The sequence below is a fragment of the Amylibacter sp. SFDW26 genome (assembly GCF_009184395.1).
GTDB lineage: Bacteria > Pseudomonadota > Alphaproteobacteria > Rhodobacterales > Rhodobacteraceae > Amylibacter.
Window position 1 is genome coordinate 89,905 of the sequence record NZ_WEIC01000003.1, and the last position, 18,606, is coordinate 108,510.

Annotated in this window: 16 protein-coding genes and 1 tRNA gene; 10 read left to right on the plus strand and 7 right to left on the minus strand. The window is 46.6% G+C overall.

Annotated elements, in window-relative coordinates; all coding sequences use genetic code 11:
- Window positions 1-6: 6 nt before the first annotated feature.
- Window positions 7-894: a LysR family transcriptional regulator gene (locus tag F9L33_RS09935; RefSeq protein WP_152142636.1), complete on the minus strand. Its 888-nt coding sequence runs from the start codon at window positions 892-894 to the stop codon at window positions 7-9.
- Between the two features lie 105 nt (window positions 895-999).
- Here F9L33_RS09935 and F9L33_RS09940 point away from each other — a divergent pair, with 105 nt between their 5' ends.
- The 7 genes from F9L33_RS09940 (at window position 1,000) to F9L33_RS09970 (ending at window position 6,868) form a co-directional block, all read left to right on the plus strand.
- Complete coding sequence (locus F9L33_RS09940; RefSeq protein ID WP_152142637.1) at window positions 1,000-1,842, plus strand: nuclear transport factor 2 family protein; 843 nt, start codon at window positions 1,000-1,002, stop codon at window positions 1,840-1,842.
- Between the two features lie 103 nt (window positions 1,843-1,945).
- Window positions 1,946-2,428, plus strand: coding sequence for a GNAT family N-acetyltransferase (locus F9L33_RS09945; RefSeq protein WP_152142638.1), 483 nt, complete (start codon window positions 1,946-1,948; stop codon window positions 2,426-2,428).
- 12 nt (window positions 2,429-2,440) lie between these two features.
- Window positions 2,441-3,262 (plus strand): hypothetical protein, encoded by an 822-nt coding sequence (locus F9L33_RS09950; protein ID WP_152142639.1) that lies wholly within the window; start codon window positions 2,441-2,443, stop codon window positions 3,260-3,262.
- Between the two features lie 93 nt (window positions 3,263-3,355).
- Window positions 3,356-3,574: a hypothetical protein gene (locus F9L33_RS09955; RefSeq protein WP_152142640.1), complete on the plus strand. Its 219-nt coding sequence runs from the start codon at window positions 3,356-3,358 to the stop codon at window positions 3,572-3,574.
- Between the two features lie 84 nt (window positions 3,575-3,658).
- Window positions 3,659-4,945 carry a homoserine dehydrogenase gene (locus F9L33_RS09960; RefSeq protein WP_152142641.1) on the plus strand — a complete coding sequence of 429 codons (1,287 nt, stop codon included), beginning with the start codon at window positions 3,659-3,661 and terminating at the stop codon, window positions 4,943-4,945.
- A 30-nt stretch (window positions 4,946-4,975) separates the two neighbouring features.
- Complete coding sequence (recJ, locus tag F9L33_RS09965) at window positions 4,976-6,721, plus strand: single-stranded-DNA-specific exonuclease RecJ (RefSeq protein WP_152142642.1); 1,746 nt, start codon at window positions 4,976-4,978, stop codon at window positions 6,719-6,721.
- 72 nt (window positions 6,722-6,793) lie between these two features.
- Window positions 6,794-6,868: transfer RNA gene (locus tag F9L33_RS09970), tRNA-Glu, on the plus strand.
- A gap of 209 nt (window positions 6,869-7,077) precedes the next feature.
- Here the strand turns inward: F9L33_RS09970 and F9L33_RS09975 are convergent.
- Window positions 7,078-7,290, minus strand: coding sequence for a hypothetical protein (locus tag F9L33_RS09975; RefSeq protein ID WP_152142643.1), 213 nt, complete (start codon window positions 7,288-7,290; stop codon window positions 7,078-7,080).
- A gap of 71 nt (window positions 7,291-7,361) precedes the next feature.
- A complete protein-coding gene (locus tag F9L33_RS09980) occupies window positions 7,362-7,967 on the minus strand; it encodes an autoinducer binding domain-containing protein (RefSeq protein ID WP_152142644.1) in 606 nt (201 codons plus the stop codon).
- A 109-nt stretch (window positions 7,968-8,076) separates the two neighbouring features.
- On the opposite strand from F9L33_RS09980, the gene F9L33_RS09985 reads away from it, so the two are divergent.
- On the plus strand, window positions 8,077-8,685 hold the full coding sequence (locus tag F9L33_RS09985; RefSeq protein WP_152142645.1) for an autoinducer binding domain-containing protein: 609 nt from the start codon (window positions 8,077-8,079) through the stop codon (window positions 8,683-8,685).
- 11 nt (window positions 8,686-8,696) lie between these two features.
- On the opposite strand, the gene F9L33_RS09990 is transcribed toward F9L33_RS09985, so the two are convergent.
- Window positions 8,697-9,068 carry an H-type lectin domain-containing protein gene (locus tag F9L33_RS09990; RefSeq protein WP_226804076.1) on the minus strand — a complete coding sequence of 124 codons (372 nt, stop codon included), beginning with the start codon at window positions 9,066-9,068 and terminating at the stop codon, window positions 8,697-8,699.
- A gap of 155 nt (window positions 9,069-9,223) precedes the next feature.
- Between F9L33_RS09990 and F9L33_RS09995 the strand changes: the two genes are divergently transcribed.
- On the plus strand, window positions 9,224-11,092 hold the full coding sequence (locus tag F9L33_RS09995) for a monovalent cation:proton antiporter-2 (CPA2) family protein (protein ID WP_152142646.1): 1,869 nt from the start codon (window positions 9,224-9,226) through the stop codon (window positions 11,090-11,092).
- On the opposite strand, the gene F9L33_RS10000 is transcribed toward F9L33_RS09995, so the two are convergent.
- Both F9L33_RS10000 and F9L33_RS10005 read right to left on the minus strand, forming a co-directional pair.
- The gene (locus tag F9L33_RS10000; protein ID WP_152142647.1) at window positions 11,089-13,101 is read right to left on the minus strand and encodes a hydantoinase/oxoprolinase N-terminal domain-containing protein; all 2,013 of its coding nucleotides are present in this window, start codon (window positions 13,099-13,101) and stop codon (window positions 11,089-11,091) included. The genes F9L33_RS09995 and F9L33_RS10000 overlap by 4 nt on opposite strands.
- Window positions 13,102-13,191: 90 nt before the next feature.
- Window positions 13,192-15,531: an AsmA family protein gene (locus F9L33_RS10005; protein WP_193222014.1), complete on the minus strand. Its 2,340-nt coding sequence runs from the start codon at window positions 15,529-15,531 to the stop codon at window positions 13,192-13,194.
- 153 nt (window positions 15,532-15,684) lie between these two features.
- On the opposite strand from F9L33_RS10005, the gene F9L33_RS10010 reads away from it, so the two are divergent.
- Window positions 15,685-16,479, plus strand: coding sequence for a crotonase/enoyl-CoA hydratase family protein (locus F9L33_RS10010; RefSeq protein ID WP_152142649.1), 795 nt, complete (start codon window positions 15,685-15,687; stop codon window positions 16,477-16,479).
- Here F9L33_RS10010 and F9L33_RS10015 read toward each other — a convergent pair.
- The gene (locus tag F9L33_RS10015) at window positions 16,476-18,584 is read right to left on the minus strand and encodes a hypothetical protein (RefSeq protein WP_152142650.1); all 2,109 of its coding nucleotides are present in this window, start codon (window positions 18,582-18,584) and stop codon (window positions 16,476-16,478) included. The two genes, F9L33_RS10010 and F9L33_RS10015, sit on opposite strands and share 4 nt — an antisense overlap.
- Window positions 18,585-18,606 lie beyond the last annotated feature (22 nt).

Consider the following 18,606-nt stretch of genomic DNA (forward strand, 5'->3'; position numbering starts at 1 on the left):
TGTCTATCAGTAAAGCGTCTTACGTCCTTCTAAGTATTTAACTAACAAACGCACCAACCCGTTGCGCGGGGCATTTGCAGGCCAAACGGCATAAGCTCCCGCCGCTTCGACAGTCCAGTCTGGTAATATCTCAACCAAACGACCCTGTGTGATATCCTCCCTTATCTTGAATTCCAAAGACACAGCAACACCGCACCCTGCCACTGCGAATTCACGCATGGCAGATGCATCATCCACTGAAATCTGTGACTTGCCTTTGACCTGAACATCACCCTTTTGTGCGTGTTTAAACGATATTTTCTCAGGCAAGCTGGTGAGATGAATGAAATCCCAATCTTTCAGATCCTGTGGCGCATTCAACTTTGGATGTTTCGCAATATACTCAGGGCTGGCCACAACAAGGCGGCGTATATCGGACAGTTTTTTCGCCTTTAAGGAACTGTCTTTTAACCACCCCACCCGAATGGCCATATCGTAACCATCGCGGATGATATCCTGCTGCTCGTCAGAAAAATTGATGCGCAAAGCAATGCTGAGATATTCTTTTGCAAACTCCGCTAAATCCGTACAGATCGCGCTGTCGCTTAACGCCGAAGGTATGCTTAGTCGCAATTCACCTACTGGTTGAATTGACTTGGATATGAATTGCGCAAACCCATTTTCCACTGTCTGAACCATCTCTTGAGCCGATTGCAGCAATTCGATGCCATCTGGGGTTAAGGAAAACTGGCGTGTGGAGCGATATATCAGTGCGACACCAAGATGCGCTTCTAAATTCCGCACCTGTTCGCTGACAACTGATGGCGACACACCAACCATTTTGGCAGCCCCGCGAAACGAGCCTGCTTCGGCAGCTTTGGCAAAAAGGGCAAGGGCGCGTATATGATCAATCATATGTTTGATTTTCCAAACAGTGAATATTCATTCAACGTATTATCAATCATACCCAAATGCAATATCTGGATCAGTAATGCAATTATGGAAACGATGAGGTTCAAAATGAAAACTCTAAACACACTCAAAAAAACAACGACGGCTGCTTTGACTGCCGCAAGCTTATTCACGGGCGCTGCATATGCGGATGTCGCTGCGAACAAGGCACTTGTTGGACAAGCATTAAAGGAACTGTTCGCCGATAAAGACCTGTCTGCGATCGATAAATATTGGGGTGATGTCTATATCCAGCACAATGAAAACGTTCCAAGCGGGACAGAAGCATTGAAAGGCTTAGTCACACCTGATCTGAACGCTATCCCGTTCCGCATGATCGGTGATGGTGACTTGGTGGCAACGCACAGCGAATACACAGGTTTTGGTCCAGTACCGCTTATTGCTTTTGATATTTTCCGCATTGAAGACGGAAAAATCGTAGAGCATTGGGATAATATGATCCCGAAGGCCGAGCCAAATCCAAGCGGTCATACCCAAACAGACGGCGCAACCGAAATCACGGATCTGGATAAAACCGAAGAGAATAAAGCGTTGGTTGTTGATTTCGTGACGAAAGTTTTGATGAACGGTGAAAATGTCGACATCACCAAATACATCAACCCAACATCCTATACACAACACAATCCTTTGGTTGCGGATGGCCTAGACGGGCTTGGTGCATTCCTTGCGGAATTGGGTAAGCAAGGGATTTCGATGAAATATAACAAAATCCACTTGGTGGTGGGCGAAGGGAACTTTGTGCTGACCGCATCTGATGGTGTGTTTGGCGACCAACCGATGGCATTCTATGACCTGTTCCGTGTTGAGGATGGTTTGATCGTAGAGCATTGGGATGTGATTGCAGATATGCCAGGTTCAGATGCACCGCATAACGAAGACGGCAAATTCTAAAGCCAATTGAATAAAGACTAATGGCGCGTAGAACACACGTCTTGCGCGCCTTTTTTATGTTCCATAAGCTGAAGGTTCATTACATTGTTTTAGTGAGAACCAAATGAGCTTAACAATCAGAGCATTCGATGAAAAAGATATAGATGCTTTTCGCACTCTCTATCAGGAATGCCTTGCATATTACCAAGTCGCCGCTGCCTCGCCAGAACAAGAAGAACGTGTAATTTCGTTACTCATCGCAGAGCGGCATATGGCCTGTCATATTGCTTTTGATGGAACAATCCCCCTTGGCTTTGCAACATGGGGGCTGAACTTTCCAGCTGGTGCTGGCATTTCATTAGTTATGAAAGAACTCTTTGTGTCGTCGAATGCACGAGGCAAAGGCGTTGGCAAAGCATTGCTATCAACCCTTATTGATGTGGCCCGCGAAGAAGGATGTACACGTTTTGACTGGGCAACAGATGGCACGAACAAAGGTGCACAAAAATTCTATGCGGCACTTGATGCCCCAAAAATGACAAAACAAAGTTATAGAATATCATCTGAAAAGTACGAAAAATTCCAATCTAGACTTACTGTAAGTTAGCAATTTATTTGAATGAACGCGACCATGAAGCACAAACCAATTACATTGGGCGAAAAGCTTACAGCCATCAAACCTAAAAAACCAAGTTTCGGTTCTGGTGGGTGGCTACGAAAAACGCTTCACATAGTCATAAATTTCTCATTACTGATAGCAATTTTCATTCTACCTTTGTGGTGGTTTCTGGTGCGTCCCGACATAGATCAGAATTTTATACTTATCATTTTGGTCGTACTCATTACACAATGGTTATTTTTTGTGCGAAGGGTGAACCACCATAACGCTTTAAAACAGACAAAGCGCACAAAAAGCACCTTTGCTAACATACATTTTTTGTTAGCGAATGATCATCAAGACTTCATAGCTAATCTACGACTAGATGCGAAAACAGTCATTCTTGATGGCAGCAATATTTATCACTTTGGGCACGACAATGGATTAGATGCACAACCACTTGGAATGATCGCCAATCAATTGCGCACTGAAGGGTACCGTATTGTTTGTTTCTTTGACGCCAATATTTTTTTCACGCTCAGTAAGCATGGCGCCTTCCCAAGTGATGTACAACATTCATTGAAAATGCTCGAAGATATCTTCGGATTGCAGCCAAATGAAATTTATGTAGTTCCAGCTGGCGAACAGGCGGATAAGTATGTTTTAAGTAGCCTGAAGCATCTCCCGATTTCATTTGCCGTGAGTAACGATAGATTTCGAGATTACAGCAAACAATACCCAACAGTTATGAAAGACAATCAATGGCGTAAGGGGGTCGTGATTTCAAAAAACGAAATCAAACTGTTGCAACACCGATTTAAAACTCCAGTTCGATTGAATTAGAGTATCTTATCTCATATCGTAGAACACACGTCTTGCGCGCCTTTTTTGTGGCGGCTACAAGGGGTGGACTATAGTTTCATAGAAAGCCACACGATGAAGCGCATATTTGCGATATCCCTGTTGATTATGACACCTATGATGCTAGCAGCATGCGATATCAAAACCGCTGTTCCCGAGTTTGATTACCCAAAATACAAATCCGAAACAAAGTGGCCAAAACTGTCGCCGACAGCTGAATTAGAGCAAGCTTCGGACGTTGATGTGGAAGCCACGATCGAAGAGATTGAAAAGTTAGAGGCTTTAGCCCAATAACACGCAAAATACACACCGCTTGCGCATTGCCCCCACTGGGCAGTTGCGGTAACAAACCTGCATAAATCACACGGAGCGACGCAGATGTCGAATGCATTAAGACTTGGAATTGCCGGACTGGGAACAGTTGGCGTAGGTGTTATTAAAATTATCCAAGAGCATGCAACGATGTTGGAAATGCGCGGTGGTCGCCCTGTGACGATCACGGCTGTATCTGCGCGTTCAAAAACCAAGAACCGTGATGTAGATCTGTCTGATTACACTTGGGAAGATAATGCCGTTGAATTGGCAAAGCGCGATGATATCGACGTTTTCGTTGAATTGATCGGCGGCGATAGTGGCCCAGCAAAAGCTTCTGTTGAGGCAGCAATTGCAGCGGGTAAAGATGTGATCACTGCGAATAAAGCTTTGCTGGCTATGCACGGTCAAGAATTGGCCGTTGCAGCAGAAAATGCAGGCGTAAACCTGCGTTATGAGGCTGCGGTTGCAGGCGGCATTCCTATTATCAAAGCGCTGACTGATGGGTTAGCTGGTAATAAAATCAACCGCGTCATGGGTGTGATGAACGGTACATGTAACTATATCCTGACACGGATGGAGAGTGCGAACCTGCCTTATGAGACTGTGTTCGAAGAGGCCAACCAACTTGGCTATTTGGAAGCAGATCCAAATTTAGACGTGGGCGGCATTGATGCCGCACATAAACTGGTTCTCTTGTCCTCTATCGCGTTTGGCACACAGGTGAACTTTGCGGGTGCCGAGTTAGAAGGCATTGGCGAGGTTACAATCGAAGATATTGAACATGCACGTGATATGGGCTTCCGTATCAAACTGCTTGGCCTTGCTGAAATGACAGATGCAGGGTTGGAACAATCTATGCGCCCGTCCCTTGTGCCGGCAACATCACCATTGGCGCAGCTTGAAGGCGGCACAAACATGGTTGTTGTCGAAGGCGACGCTGTAGGCCAAATCGCAATGCGCGGTGCGGGTGCGGGTGAAGGCCCAACTGCAAGTGCTGTGATGGGCGATGTGATGGATATTGCACGTGGCTTGAAAATGCCTGTGTTTGGTCAACCTGCAAGCACATTGAAAGAGGCCAAAATTGCCAAAGCAAGCGGCAAGTCGGCCTTTTGTTTGCGTCTAAATCTAAAAGACGAGGCTGGTGCGATGGCAAAAGTATCGTCCGCATTGGCAGATGCAAGTGTATCTATTGATCGCATGCGCCAATTCAGCCACGACGATGCTTCGGCCCCTGTTATGATCGTGACACATCCTGTGGAACGCACAACAGTCGAAGCGGCATTTGCAGCGATTGCTGCATTGAACATCACCACACAAGAGCCATTGATGCTTGGCATTGTGGATGCGTAAAGCGCAAGCTGACCATATGTTGGCAGTTCAATGACTGCATTTTTGGGTGTTGAACAATCTATTACAGGTCGCCGTTGGATTGGTTTAGGCGGCGATCAGGACCGTCACGCCCAGTTGATTACACAACAAACTGGATTGCCAGAGGTCGTTGCCCGTTGTTTGGCGCGGCGCGGTATTCCTGTGGAAGAAGCACAAGGGTTTTTAACGCCATCATTGCGGGAACTGATGCCGAACCCATCTGTTTTAAAGGACATGGATAAAGCCGCTGAACGCATTGTGGATGCGTTGGGTAAAAAGCAACGTATTGCTGTATTCGCAGATTACGATGTGGACGGCGCCACTTCTGCCGCTTTGCTCATTTCATGGCTGCGTGATTTTGATTTGCCAGCCACGCTTTATGTGCCTGACCGTATTGACGAAGGGTATGGCCCGAATGATGAAGCCATGCAGATGCTTGCGAAAGATCATGACCTGATCATTTGTGTGGATTGCGGGACACTATCACACGAACCAATTGCAGCGGTAAAAGGCACAGATGTTATTGTTCTGGATCACCATCTTGGCGGGGAAACACTGCCCGATGCTTATGCTGTGGTAAATCCGAACCGTCAGGATGAAGATACGGAATACGGCTATCTTTGTGCCGCTGGCGTTGTGTTTTTGGCACTTGCAGCTTGTAATCGTATTTTAAAAAACCAAGGTGAAACCGTTCCAAACTTGATGAACGCCCTTGATTTAGCGGCTCTTGGCACTGTTGCCGATGTTGCCCCGTTGGTCGGCTTTAACCGTGCGCTTGTACGCCAAGGTTTGGCGATTATGGCGAACCGTGCCCGCCCAGGCTTGGTTGCATTGGCAGATGCTGCGAAAATGAATTCTGCCCCCACCTCTTATCATTTGGGATATTTATTAGGGCCACGGATCAATGCAGGTGGTCGTGTGGGCAAGGCAGATCTGGGCGCACGTCTACTGTCCACCGCAGATATGGATGAGGCGCAATCAATTGCAGATCGCTTGAACCAATTGAACGATGAACGCCGCGAAATCGAAGCCCAAGTCCAGTTGCAAGCCATGGAACAAGCCGAGGCACGTGGGCTTGATAAACCGCTGGTATGGGCAGCAGGCGAAGGTTGGCATCCGGGTGTGGTTGGCATCGTGGCCTCTCGTATCAAAGAAGCTACTAACCGCCCTGCCATTGTCATTGGTCTGGATGGGGCAGAGGGCAAAGGATCAGGCCGGTCCGTCACAGGTATCGATCTGGGCAATGCCGTTGCCACATGCGCACGCGAAGAACTACTGCTAAAAGGTGGCGGTCACAAAATGGCGGCAGGTTTGACAGTTGCGACTGCAAACCTTGAAACCGCTATGGAGCGCCTTTCGGAACTGCTTGAAAAGCAAGGCGCAGGAAATCTAGGCCCAAAAGACCTGCAATTAGACGGCGCAATTGCCCCGACAGGTGTTACACCCGATCTGATTGAACAACTCGAATCTGCGGGCCCATTTGGCGCAGGTGCTGCAGCACCCCGCTTTGCCTTGCCCGCCCAGCGCATTGCATTTGCCAAACGTGCTGGGGAATCACATTTGCGCCTGACTTTGCAGGGCGAAAATGGTGGTCGGATCGATGCAATTTGCTTTGGTGCCTATGATACAGAGCTTGGAACGACCCTTGAAAAGCACAATGGACGCTTATTTCACTGTGCTGGGCGCCTTGAAATTGATGATTGGGGCGGTCGTAGAAAGGCAAAACTGCGTTTAGAGGATGCAGCAGAAGCAAAGTAAAAAACTTTTACATTTCATGCAAAAATCCTCTTGCAAGCCGTCACAGTTCGCACTAAACACCCCCTCAGTTGCGGTCCCTTCGTCTATCGGTTAGGACGCCAGGTTTTCAACCTGGAAAGAGGGGTTCGATTCCCCTAGGGACTGCCACTTATCAATTTAATCATGAATTTGAATAGACATGGTTAAATTTTCCCACAGATCCACATAACATCTTTCTAAGGTACTAGAATACCATAGCGCTTCTTTATTTAATAAAGCCTATCATTCTCTCACATCGAAAATGTTATACACAAAAAATGTTACCACTTGAGCATTGGCTGCTTATTGAATTGTATAACTGACGTTCAAACGCATACTTATAAATTATAGAAGTAGTTATAAATTTTACCGACCAATAAGCCAAATAATGCTCCAATAAGTAACGAAGCTGTCAATGCTCCCATATTGCCAGCGACATCGCCTGTAAAAAAACTACCAGAATATGACGAATTAGAAACTGTGATAAATCGATATAAACCGAAAAGAAGTGTACAAATTAGAACAGGTTTCCATACTTTAGTTTTCTTCATTTCGTATCTCCATTGTAAGGTCTTAATGCTATAAACCCAACTTTCACTATTTGGACTAATATAATTTCTTGCTAACGCAACCAACCTAAATCTGTTGCACGTTGTACAGCCTCTGCTGTTGTTCTTGTACCTAACAATTCACGCACAGCAGCCAGTTCGGTTTTTGCTGTTACAGAGGCTATACCAAGCTTTTCAGAAGCATCCGCAATCCGTGCGCCACTTGCCAATTCTCTTAGCAGCATCTTTTGCTTATCAGTCAGTTCAAGTTTATCAACCTCTTCATTATGAATGGTTGTAAGTATCTCTTTTATTTCATCTATTTCAGCATCCGTAAACTCGCGATCGCTACGCGCAAAGCTTGCAATAGAGTGATTATCATTTTCTTCTACTGAAATAGTACATCCATAAGTGATCCCAAATGTTGCAGCATCTGCGATAACCCCACGTGGATCAATGTCGATTAAATCCCGCCAGCGGCACGCACCACGGTTCTTAAACGCCCAAACAATTGTTGGATCGCTGGGAAAATATCCATTCTCTTCATAATGATTAACCCACTCAATTGAGTATGCTTGAAACATCAACTTTGGAGCGTTAAACTTCATATGCAAGCCCATTGCATACCCTGCTGGTGCCTTTTCTTTTAACAAACCAAGCCAATAGTTTATGCCAGACATTTTGTATTTTCTGCCTCTACTTTTTAATATTAATCTATACTCTTTTAAATTAAGTACTTTTTTTGGAACAGAAAGTCACTATTATAAGCGAAGTTTCTGAAAGCAAAGTATGGTTGTACAAGCGAAAATCAATGAAATTGCGTGGCTTGCCCCATCTGGCATGCAGATTTCACTACGGATTAGCTTTGGTGCACCAGTATGCTCCTTCAATTTATATTCACCAGAATGGATCAACAAATACACGGAACTCGGCTTAATGATGTATGATCCCAACATGAAATGGGCTTATGAAAACATAGGCACATGTCGTTGGAGTACATTAAAAGATGGTGACACGCACAGCATTCTAAAAATGGCCGAAGGCTATGGTATTAAATACGGAGCAACGGTTTCTTGCCGTACACAAAATCAAGTGGGCAATCGTAGTATTGCAACTTTTGGGCGAAACGATCGCGAATACGAGGACGCTGAGTTAACACATTTGCACAACTTCTTGCAAAATTTACATGACGAAGTCACTCCCCCCACAAATATAACAAATGCAGAAATAGAAGCCTTAAAAATGCTGAAGCAAGGTATGATAATCAAAGAAGTCGCAGCAGAACTTGGTGTAAGCGACAATGCTGTTAAACAGCGCCTAAGCAATGCACGACGAAAACTAAAAGCAAATACGACAGTCCACGCTACAGCACTCGCGCAGCAGTATGGACTGATATAGATTATTCCTTACTATCTACGGATCGCAGAACTTGGAACGGCCTGCCCCAATGCAGACCAGTTCACACTGGCACGTGCGATTTTTGTATCGCTCCATGTTTTCATAACGATTTCAAACCCTTCCAAGGTTACGTTTTCAGCAATAAGTGAAAATCGCAAATTCTGTGCCTTTGAACTATCCATACCTGTAATCCCCAACGTGATGTGTGGTGGCTTTTGAAAACTGTCAGTAAATATTATCTTAAAACGAACCTCACGATCACCTTCTTCATACCACATCGGGCCATTTGTAGCGACATGATTGAAGAGTTCCCCAGAGCCCGTAATAACTTGCACTCCGACCAAAGGAGATGTCGAATGCTGCTTGATCAAGTCCTTGCTCACTTAACCGTCCCTCATATTGTTTTACTTGTTTATATGACGTGTTGCATGAATTGATAGCTTAAATTTCCATTTCCTATAGCCACTACACGAAAAAATATGCACACTCGTGACTAATATACAAAACCACAACTAAAAGATTACTAAAAAGGCTCTTCATGGACAGTTTCTTACTACAAGCCACAATTTACCTAGCAGCTGCGATCATTGCCGTTCCAGTCGCCAAAAGATTGGGACTAGGGTCAGTGCTGGGATATTTGATTGCAGGTGTCTTAATTGGCCCAACCTTTGGCTTTGTCGGTTCAGAAACGCAAGACTTACAACACTTCGCTGAATTCGGTGTCGTTATGATGCTGTTCATCGTTGGCTTGGAATTGGAGCCAAAAGCATTATGGGATATGAGATCTCGTTTGATTGGCTTGGGTGGTTTGCAAATATCACTTACGACAGCTTTGATTACAGCCGCATGTATGGCGCTTGGACAAAATTGGGCAATCAGTTTAGCCATCGGCTTGGCCTTTTCGCTATCCTCAACAGCTATCGTAATTCAGACATTAACGGAAAAAGGCCTTATGAATTCCCAAGGTGGCAGATCATCTTTTTCGGTCTTACTCTCTCAAGATATCGCCGTCATCCCAATGCTGGCAATGATCCCATTGCTTGCCATCTCTGGCATCCATAATTCATCGGGTCATCATTCAGCAAGTCATGGCCCAGAACTAAGTCTTATTGCAGGCTTACCTGGATGGGGTGTTACCCTTGTTACAATCGGCGCCGTTGCATCTGTGATTTTGGCTGGCGTGTATTTAACACGCCCAGTATTTCGCTTTATCGCTGCAAGCCGTTTACCTGAAATGTTCACGGCTGCTGCTTTGATGATTGTGGTCAGTATTGCTTTGCTGATGACATTGGTTGGTCTATCCCCTGCGCTTGGTACATTTTTGGCGGGCGTGGTTTTGGCCAACTCTGAATTCCGCCATGAATTGGAATCCAATATAGAACCCTTCAAAGGGCTGCTTTTAGGATTGTTCTTTATCACCGTTGGTGCCGGCATTAACTTTGATATCTTATTTGGCAACTTCACTGGTATCATCGGTATGACCCTAGGCGTGATGATGATCAAAGCATTCGTTCTTTGGGTGCTTGCCTATATCTTTAAAATCCGAGGTCGCGATAGATTACTGTTTATTCTAAGCCTTGCTCAAGCAGGCGAATTTGGCTTTGTGATGTTAAGTACCGCAGTCCAAACAGACGTGGTTCCAACGCAATTATCACAGACTTTATTATTGATCATTGCATTATCCATGCTGCTGACCCCTGCCCTGTTCATCCTATATGAGTTCATGCAGAAACGCAGAAAGACAGACACCACGACACAAGATCATGATGACATTGATGAACAGGGTAAAGTCATCCTTGTTGGGATTGGCCGCTTTGGTCAAATAATCAACCGTATGGCTTTGGCTACGGGCATTAAAACCGTAGTCATTGACCACCATATCGATCAAATTGAACAGATGCGTAAATTTGGCGTCAAAGGGTATTTTGGCGACCCAACGCGACCAGAGTTAATGCACGCAGCGGGATTGCATGATGCCAGCATTTTAATCGTTGCTATTGATGATTTAGACGCCTCGGTCAAACTGGTAGAGCACGCACGCAAAGTACGGCCTAATTTACGTATCATTGCGCGCGCATATGATCGTAACCACACATATCGCCTTTATAAAGCTGGTGCCACAGACATCGTTCGTGAAACTTTTGATAGTTCTATTCGTGCAACGAAATATATGCTCGAAGAGCTAGGTTGGACCGAATATGAAATCGAACATGCGGCAGAAGAATTCGTAAAATCAGATCGTCATGCGCTCTTTGAATTGGCAGAGTTATGGGACCCAAACCTAAAAATGATGGACAATGCAGCTTATGTAAAACGTGCCCGTGAGATTAATGCAGAATTCAACACAAGTTTCTTAGCTAATTTAGAGAAAATCGTTACGGACGATGACACTGATAAGTCAACCTAGCCAAGCGCAATTCGTGGACGACCCGATGCAATTGCGGTGATTTCGGCCTCAACAAACACTTTGCGACCCTCTACTTCCGCTGTTTTAATATCACGGTCAAAACGCACACGAATGCCTTCGGCACCGGCATCCTTGGCACCAGTTAATGCTTCTGCTTCTAAGCGTGCTTCCAAGCTAGAAAATGCGTTTTCTTCGCTCGCAAAGTCCTCTGGACCTGTTTCAAAATGCACACGAAAGCGCCCTTCACCTTGGGATGTCACTTGTGTCGACACACGCATTGAAATCTGACCAACAACAGCGCCAATTGCATTCGCAACACCTGCATATTTTGGCAATATCGTTTTCGTCGATAGGCGTTCACCCACAGCACCGTAATAGTTATGTGCAGAGGCACCTAATCCAATCACAGGTCTGTTCAACCCTGCATCTAGGAACATCAGTCCACGATGCCCCTCCATGCCTTTTTGCACCAACACATGGCGTGCCAGTTCTTGGGGTGATACTCCAAAATCGAACCCATCTTCGGCAAAAGCTGTTTCCAAAAGCGCACATGCTGTCTGTTCTGTCAGTTGATCCACAATCATCTGCGCCAGCATTTGTTCTGTTACAGCCAAACGAGTGCCACTGCCAGTGCGTTGACGAGAAAACAGCTGTAATGCCTTTTCTGCAGCCTTCGCATCCCAAACATCCAAGCGCCCTAATACATGCGATGCATCCGATGGCGTGACACCGCACATCATAACAAGGCCACGATTAACCAAGATTTGCAATGCAGCCTGATCCATACGGTTTTGCAAAACAGAGCCCATTGTATGTGCCGTATCACCGATACGATCCAATAAAGCTGTTTCACGATCATTTAAACCATCGCGCGATACATCTGTACGTTTGATCGCACGCACGAAACGCCCATCATATTCACCAACAATGCTCTCACCCAATTGTGCATCCAGCATACCATGCACCAAATCGGGAAAATCCATCGCCAACAATGAAACAGGCATCACACGGCGTGGCCCCAATGTCAGTGCAGCCGCCAAACCATCCTTGGCCATATGCACCTGACTGTCTCCGCCCAATCCTGTCGTCCGCATCGCGACCGCTTCAACCATCGTGCGGAATTCTCCCACCCGCGCACCTTGTGGGTCAATGATTGGTCGCCCATCGCGCAGCACAGCAACATCAGTCGTTGTGCCCCCAATATCCGATACAATCGCATCTTTTTCATCAGTCAACCAACGCGCACCTACAATCGAAGCCGCAGGGCCAGATAGGATCGTTTCAATCGGTGAAACACGTGCTTGATCAGCAGAAATCAACGCTCCGTCACCGCGCACAACCATGAACGGTGCATTAATCGATTTAGAACCCAGCAATCCTTCAACCGCACTGATCAGATGATCAATCATACCGATTAATCGCGCATTCAACAAAGCCGTCATCGCACGCTTCGGCCCGTTTAACTTTGCACTTAAATCATGTGAACAGGATACTGGTTTTCCTGTCACTTCGCGAATAATGTCACGCGTGCGCGTTTCATGCTCTGGATTGCGCGTTGCAAACTGACTGGCCACTGCAAAACCTGAAACAGAGCTACCATGCTCTTTCAACCCAGCACGTAATGCGGCTTCATCCAACGGTATAGCCTCACCACCTGCATGATTATGACCCCCAGCCACAAAAATCACAGGATCGCCCTTCAAGGCATCCTCTAATCCTTGGCGGGTTAAATCGCGTTCTGAAAATCCAATAAAGATCAAGCCAACACGCCCACCCTGACCTTCGACCAAAGCATTCGTGGCCAATGTTGTAGACAACGACACCATCGCTACATCCGCAACATCTGCACCACTTTCTACAAGTACAGCATCAATTGCATTGCCAACACCTGCAGCCAGATCATGGCGCGTGGTCAAAGCCTTTGCATGGGCAATTACGCGATCTTCATCCTCGATCAAAACCGCATCGGTGTATGTGCCACCAGTATCAACGCCAAGCAGTAGGGCCATGTCTTACCTCATTCATTCAGACATTGGCCTAACAAGACATTGCACGACTGTCACGACTGAAAACGACATAGATGATGCCGTAAACCTGTTCTATTGGAACAAGCCTTTCAACGCATTGCCTACTTCTTGCTTTAACTTGTCCTCTGCACTTTGCTTAACCGCATCCTCAGTGGATTGTTGCGCCGCTGCTTCATCCTGCGCCTTTTGCAAGTTCAGTTTTTCCAACAGCTTGGCTTTGGCTTCTGCTTTCAACTCGTCTTCACGCGCTTTCAAATTCAGTTTTTCCTGTTCCAAACGCCCTTTGGTCAACAGATCAACCAAGCCACCCAAATCGGGTTTAAAGCTTAGGTTGCTCCATGGTCCTGTGATTTCCACAGGCACAGAAAACTTCGCATCTTCGGATAATGAACTTGGTGTTACAGTATAGCTCATGTTCTGATCGCCAACGTTGATCTGACCCTTACCTTCAGCCTTAAACAACGGGCTGACCAGAGACATATCCACATTCTGCAACACACCGTTTTTCATCGTGAACGTACCTGTCAAACTGGTAAATTCAGTCGCGCCTTCAAAGCCACCAAAAGCTTGTTTTAGGTTTTTCATCATCGCGGCAAGGTCGATGCCTTTAAAGCTGCCTTTGTCCACGCGTACAGAACCGTTCCCCGAAAGGCTGTGCATGATTTGATACAAACTGCCACCCGTACCAGACATTTTCAGCGTCGTATTGCCAGAGCCTGTCAAACGTTTGATATCCAACAAACGGCCTAATAATGGTTCCAACTGAACACCATTCGCACGAATGTTCGAACTGAACTTAACTGCATCACCGCCAGAGAAATTCACAGTACCTGCCAATGCCCCTTGGTATGCACGCACATCATTCAATGTCAGCGCAAGAGCACCGTTTCGCAACTTTGCATTGATATCGGTTTTGCCCAATTCGCTGACACCAAGGTTCACAGATTTCGCTTTCAAAGCGATGTCTGCATTGATCGCATCAAGCCCAGTAATACGAATAGGATCTTTACTCCAACCACTGCCAGAACTGCTGCTACTTGCCCCACCAGAGCTACCGTTACTGCCAGAACCACCTTCATCAGATATAAAAGCAGAGAAATCCAAAGCACCCGCTGTTAAGTTCGCAGAGATATAAGGACGGCGATCAAAGAACATCTCTGCATTGCCATTAAATGTATTCTGATCCAACGCAATCACCGCATTCCTTAATTGGTTCTTACCATCACGTACCCGCACAGTGCCCTTTACACGTGCCGTTTGACCTGTGCCTTTTGGAAAGCCAACCGCTTGCCCAGCCAATGCCAGCGTATTGGGCAAGTTGCTTGCATTGAAATCAATCGTCCCATCCGCATTGCCAGTGGTGCCATTCACCAAGCCAGACCAAGCGAATGTAAACGCATCTTTGCTGGCAACTTTTAGCCCCAGTTCAACACGCAAGGTTTCCGCCCAATTCTCTGGGCCTTTCAGATCAAAGTTCGCCGTGATCGGCTTGCCGTTCATCATCATCGATGCATCACCACCAAACACGATACCAGTTTCCGAAATATCAATCGAACCGTTTGACAGAATTTCATTTGCCCCTTTCAGCGCATCAGGGATCGTCAAACGCGTCATTTCCGCAATGATTGAAGGTTCTAAAAATTCAAAGGTATAGCTGCCATTCATCAAAGGAAGCCCATCTTCCTTTAGCGCCAGTTGCCCATCCAAACTGGCACCAAGTCCCGCCATTTCAGCAGAGCCTTTCACTTCCGTCATTTGACCACCCGTAAGTGCCGCCAAATCCGTAACAGACATATCGACATCCACAACTTGACCGTTCCAAACAGACGCGCCTTTCACAGCCGCAGCACCCGATTTTGGTAGGGCAAAATCTACGTTGATCTCTTGGATCACATGGTACTTTTGCGTCGTGCCATCTGTAAATGTCAGCTGACCGTTGGTGATTGCGCCTTTGTCCAAAGAAAACGCACCGCCACTGGAACTTTCACTCGACGTTCCACCCGAAGACGTATCACCAGAACTGGCAGAACCGCCCAATTCCCAGTTTGCCAAACCATCCGCACGGCGCTCTAAATGAATGATTGGTTCATCCAAGATCAACCGTTTCACTTCCAAATCACCACCCAAAAGCGCAGACAGGCCAACGCCCACAGATGCGCCTTGCGCCGAAATCATATTCGGCTCATTCGCCCAATCCGCATTGGAAATCGTCAACGGCCCTGTTTTTACACCCAAGACAGGATAAATCGTTGGCTTAAACTCACCAGACAGCGTTAGTTTCCGCCCAGTCGCTTTTTCCAACTGTGCAGATGCAATGTCGCCGATTTTATCCGCTGGCAACAAAAACACCAAACCAACAGCACCGATCACCAGCACCACCACAATCATCAACAACCGGAAAATCCAACGCATCATCTGCTCCTAATAGTTTTCTTTAGAATAACATGTAGGCACGCACACGCCTATTCACAATCTTTTAATCATCAAAATTCATATCGCTACGTTACATCTGGCCAGATTGCATATGATAGGCTTTACTTCCCTCATACAAACTATGAGGCCGCCATGACACAGACGTTAAAGACCGAGATCACAGATCAGATTGCAACGGTGACCCTGAACCGTCCTGAAAAGAAAAACGCCATGTCTATGGTGATGATGGATGAGCTTACAGAAACAGGCCGCACATTGGCTGCAAACAAAGACGTTCGCGCGGTGATCATCACAGGTGCTGACAACAGCTTTTGCTCTGGCATCGACCTTGCCGATCTGATGGCAGGTGCTGCAAAAATGGATGAGCTGCGCGACAGCATCCTCAACCCACCAGCGGGCGAAACCTCTAACCGTTTCCAAGCGCCAACCACGATTTGGTCCATGTTGGATGTCCCTGTCATCGCCGCCCTAAACGGTGTGGTCTACGGCGCAGGGGCGCAACTTGCCCTAGGCGCCGATTTCCGCATCGCCGCACCTGATACAAAATTCTCGATTATGGAGGCCAAATGGGGCTTGATCCCAGACATGGGCATCAGCCAATCCCTACCCAAACTGATGCGCGCTGACCAAGCCATGGAATTGATCATGACAGGCCGCGTACTTGAGGCATCAGAAGCCCAATCTCTAGGCCTCTTAACCCGCATAGCAGATGATCCATTGGCCGAAGCCATCGCCATGGCGGAACTTTTGAAAACCAAATCCCCAGACGCCCTGAAAGGCAGCAAACGACTGGTCAACGGCACATGGGGATGCGGCGAAGCGGGTCTAAAACTAGAGGCCGAACTGCAAGCCGCCATCATGGGACAGACCAATCAAATGGAAATGGTCATGGCAACAATGCAAAAACGCGCGCCAAACTTCACCTAATCCTGCCTGCGTCCAATCAAACCCGTTAATGCGGCTGCCCCAACAGCAGTAATCACCCACCCCATAAACTGAACAACCCAGCGCAAATAAAATCCCGCTTCTCCCCAAGCACCGCGATCTTTGCTAGGAGCCCAAGCAATTTCTTGCCCAAGCGCATCTAGCGGGATGAATAAATCAATCCCATAACCAGTCGCACTAAAGGTTTCATAATCCTTCCCTGCCTTACTGCTTGACCATATTTCAGCTGGGTTCTTATGCGCTTCTTCATCCGCAATCACACGCCAATCCATTGAAGTCAAAATAACATCCGAATTCGGCGCCATTTGCCCAGCTTGATAAACTTGTCCAAAAAACAAAATAGCGAATAAAATAATGCCAAATGCCCATGCAAAAGCCCTAAAAGGTGCGTGCCCATACCCCACCAGTAGCTTCATAACATGTGCCATGAAACGGCGTAGCGCAGGTCTGAATTCACGAAACGCAGCAGCACAACTACCATCATATGCAGCCAAGATGCGGTCGTTTTCACTGTCCCAGCGATGATCCTCTGCCGCTTCGCGTACTTTAGCAGCAGACCGAATATGACCCTGTTTTTGAAATATAGCCGCCAACTGGCGATAAGGCTGCGGATAGTATTTAACCCGCGGCTTACGCCCCATGGCTTTGGTCCATTCACTTTCAGTGCTTCTATTGACCCCAATACTTTGCGCAATCCAACCTATACGACCATATACATCCAAATCAGGGCTTTCTAAAGCATCATACCGAAACCCATTCATCCGTAGACCAGAAGCTTTGCGCCAACTGGCCAGATCATCCACAAGCACATGTACATGCGCTTGCATCAAATTAATTTCACCTCTACACTCTACCACGTTACACCAAAAAAATGACCCTTTTACGGTCAATCCATCTCCATCCAGCCCTTTGGCAAAATGCCCACCACTACAAGCCAACTGACCACCGATATGGGCACCACTCAGGTCAACATCCCCATCAGAATGAAAACCGTCACGTAAAAACACACCCTGCTTTACGGTCAGTTTATCTCCGTCCAGCCCTTTGGTAAAATTCCCACCACTACAAGCCAACTGACCACCGATATGGGCACCACGCAGGGTAACATCCCCGTCAGAATGAAAGCCTTCACGTAAAAACACATCCTGTTTTACGGTCAATCCATTTCCATTCAGCCCTTTGGTAAAATTCCCACCACTACAAGCCAACTGACCACCGATATGGGCACCACGCAGGGTAACATCCCCGTCAGAATGAAAGCCTTCACGTAAAAACACACTCTGTTTTACGGTCAATCCATTTCCATTCAACTCTTTGGCAAAATGCCCACCACTACAATCCAACTGACCACCGATATCGGCACTACGCAGGTCAACATCCCCATCAGAATGAAAACCGTCACCTAAAAACACACTCTGCTTTACAGTCAATCCATTTCCATTCAGCTCTTTAGCAAAATGCCCACCACTACAATCCAACTGACCACCGATATCGGCACCACGCAGGATAACATCCCCATCAGAATGAAAGCCATCACGTAAAAACACACTCTGCTTTACGGTCAGTTTATCTCCGTCCAGCCCTTTAGAGAAATGCCCGCCTATACAAGACAGTACACCACCAATCTGAGTACTACGCAGGGTAACATCCCCATCAGCATATAAACCCTCATTTAGGTAGAGTTCTTTTTTCACTATTGCACGCTCTAACCCAATATCAGAAATTCGCGACCCCGCTAAAAACAAAGATCGAATGCGACTGTCGTCAAAATTCATTGATGCCACAATTCGACATTTATGTAGAGCGAGCGGCAGATCCGTTTCACCATATTCAAAGTCTAATTCTTCGGTGATATACCCCCCAAGGATTTGAACCCCTTTGGCATGGGCGGGCGCTTGCTCGCACCCCCCCAACAACAGATGACGTATCAAAGGCGCGCGGATGGTGTTTTCATCCGTTGCTGTATCGGGAACAATGTAACCAATAAATAGATGTTGACCGTTTCGGCAGCACTCGATCAACTGTTCCTCTGCACTTGTTAACGGACGCAAATCATCCAAATTAATATCACTTTTGCCATTCAGCATAATATCTTTTCCCCTAATTCCA

Bases quoted from the DNA above. Each gene is read 5' to 3' on its own strand.
- F9L33_RS09935 (WP_152142636.1), bottom strand. From the start codon at position 894: ATGATTGATCATATACGCGCCCTTGCCCTTTTTGCCAAAGCTGCCGAA.
- F9L33_RS09940 (WP_152142637.1), top strand. From the start codon at position 1,000: ATGAAAACTCTAAACACACTCAAAAAAACAACGACGGCTGCTTTGACT.
- F9L33_RS09945 (WP_152142638.1), top strand. From the start codon at position 1,946: ATGAGCTTAACAATCAGAGCATTCGATGAAAAAGATATAGATGCTTTT.
- F9L33_RS09950 (WP_152142639.1), top strand. From the start codon at position 2,441: ATGAACGCGACCATGAAGCACAAACCAATTACATTGGGCGAAAAGCTT.
- F9L33_RS09955 (WP_152142640.1), top strand. From the start codon at position 3,356: ATGAAGCGCATATTTGCGATATCCCTGTTGATTATGACACCTATGATG.
- F9L33_RS09960 (WP_152142641.1), top strand. From the start codon at position 3,659: ATGTCGAATGCATTAAGACTTGGAATTGCCGGACTGGGAACAGTTGGC.
- recJ (WP_152142642.1), top strand. From the start codon at position 4,976: ATGACTGCATTTTTGGGTGTTGAACAATCTATTACAGGTCGCCGTTGG.
- F9L33_RS09975 (WP_152142643.1), bottom strand. From the start codon at position 7,290: ATGAAGAAAACTAAAGTATGGAAACCTGTTCTAATTTGTACACTTCTT.
- F9L33_RS09980 (WP_152142644.1), bottom strand. From the start codon at position 7,967: ATGTCTGGCATAAACTATTGGCTTGGTTTGTTAAAAGAAAAGGCACCA.
- F9L33_RS09985 (WP_152142645.1), top strand. From the start codon at position 8,077: ATGGTTGTACAAGCGAAAATCAATGAAATTGCGTGGCTTGCCCCATCT.
- F9L33_RS09995 (WP_152142646.1), top strand. From the start codon at position 9,224: ATGGACAGTTTCTTACTACAAGCCACAATTTACCTAGCAGCTGCGATC.
- F9L33_RS10000 (WP_152142647.1), bottom strand. From the start codon at position 13,101: ATGGCCCTACTGCTTGGCGTTGATACTGGTGGCACATACACCGATGCG.
- F9L33_RS10005 (WP_193222014.1), bottom strand. From the start codon at position 15,531: ATGCGTTGGATTTTCCGGTTGTTGATGATTGTGGTGGTGCTGGTGATC.
- F9L33_RS10010 (WP_152142649.1), top strand. From the start codon at position 15,685: ATGACACAGACGTTAAAGACCGAGATCACAGATCAGATTGCAACGGTG.
- F9L33_RS10015 (WP_152142650.1), bottom strand. From the start codon at position 18,584: ATGCTGAATGGCAAAAGTGATATTAATTTGGATGATTTGCGTCCGTTA.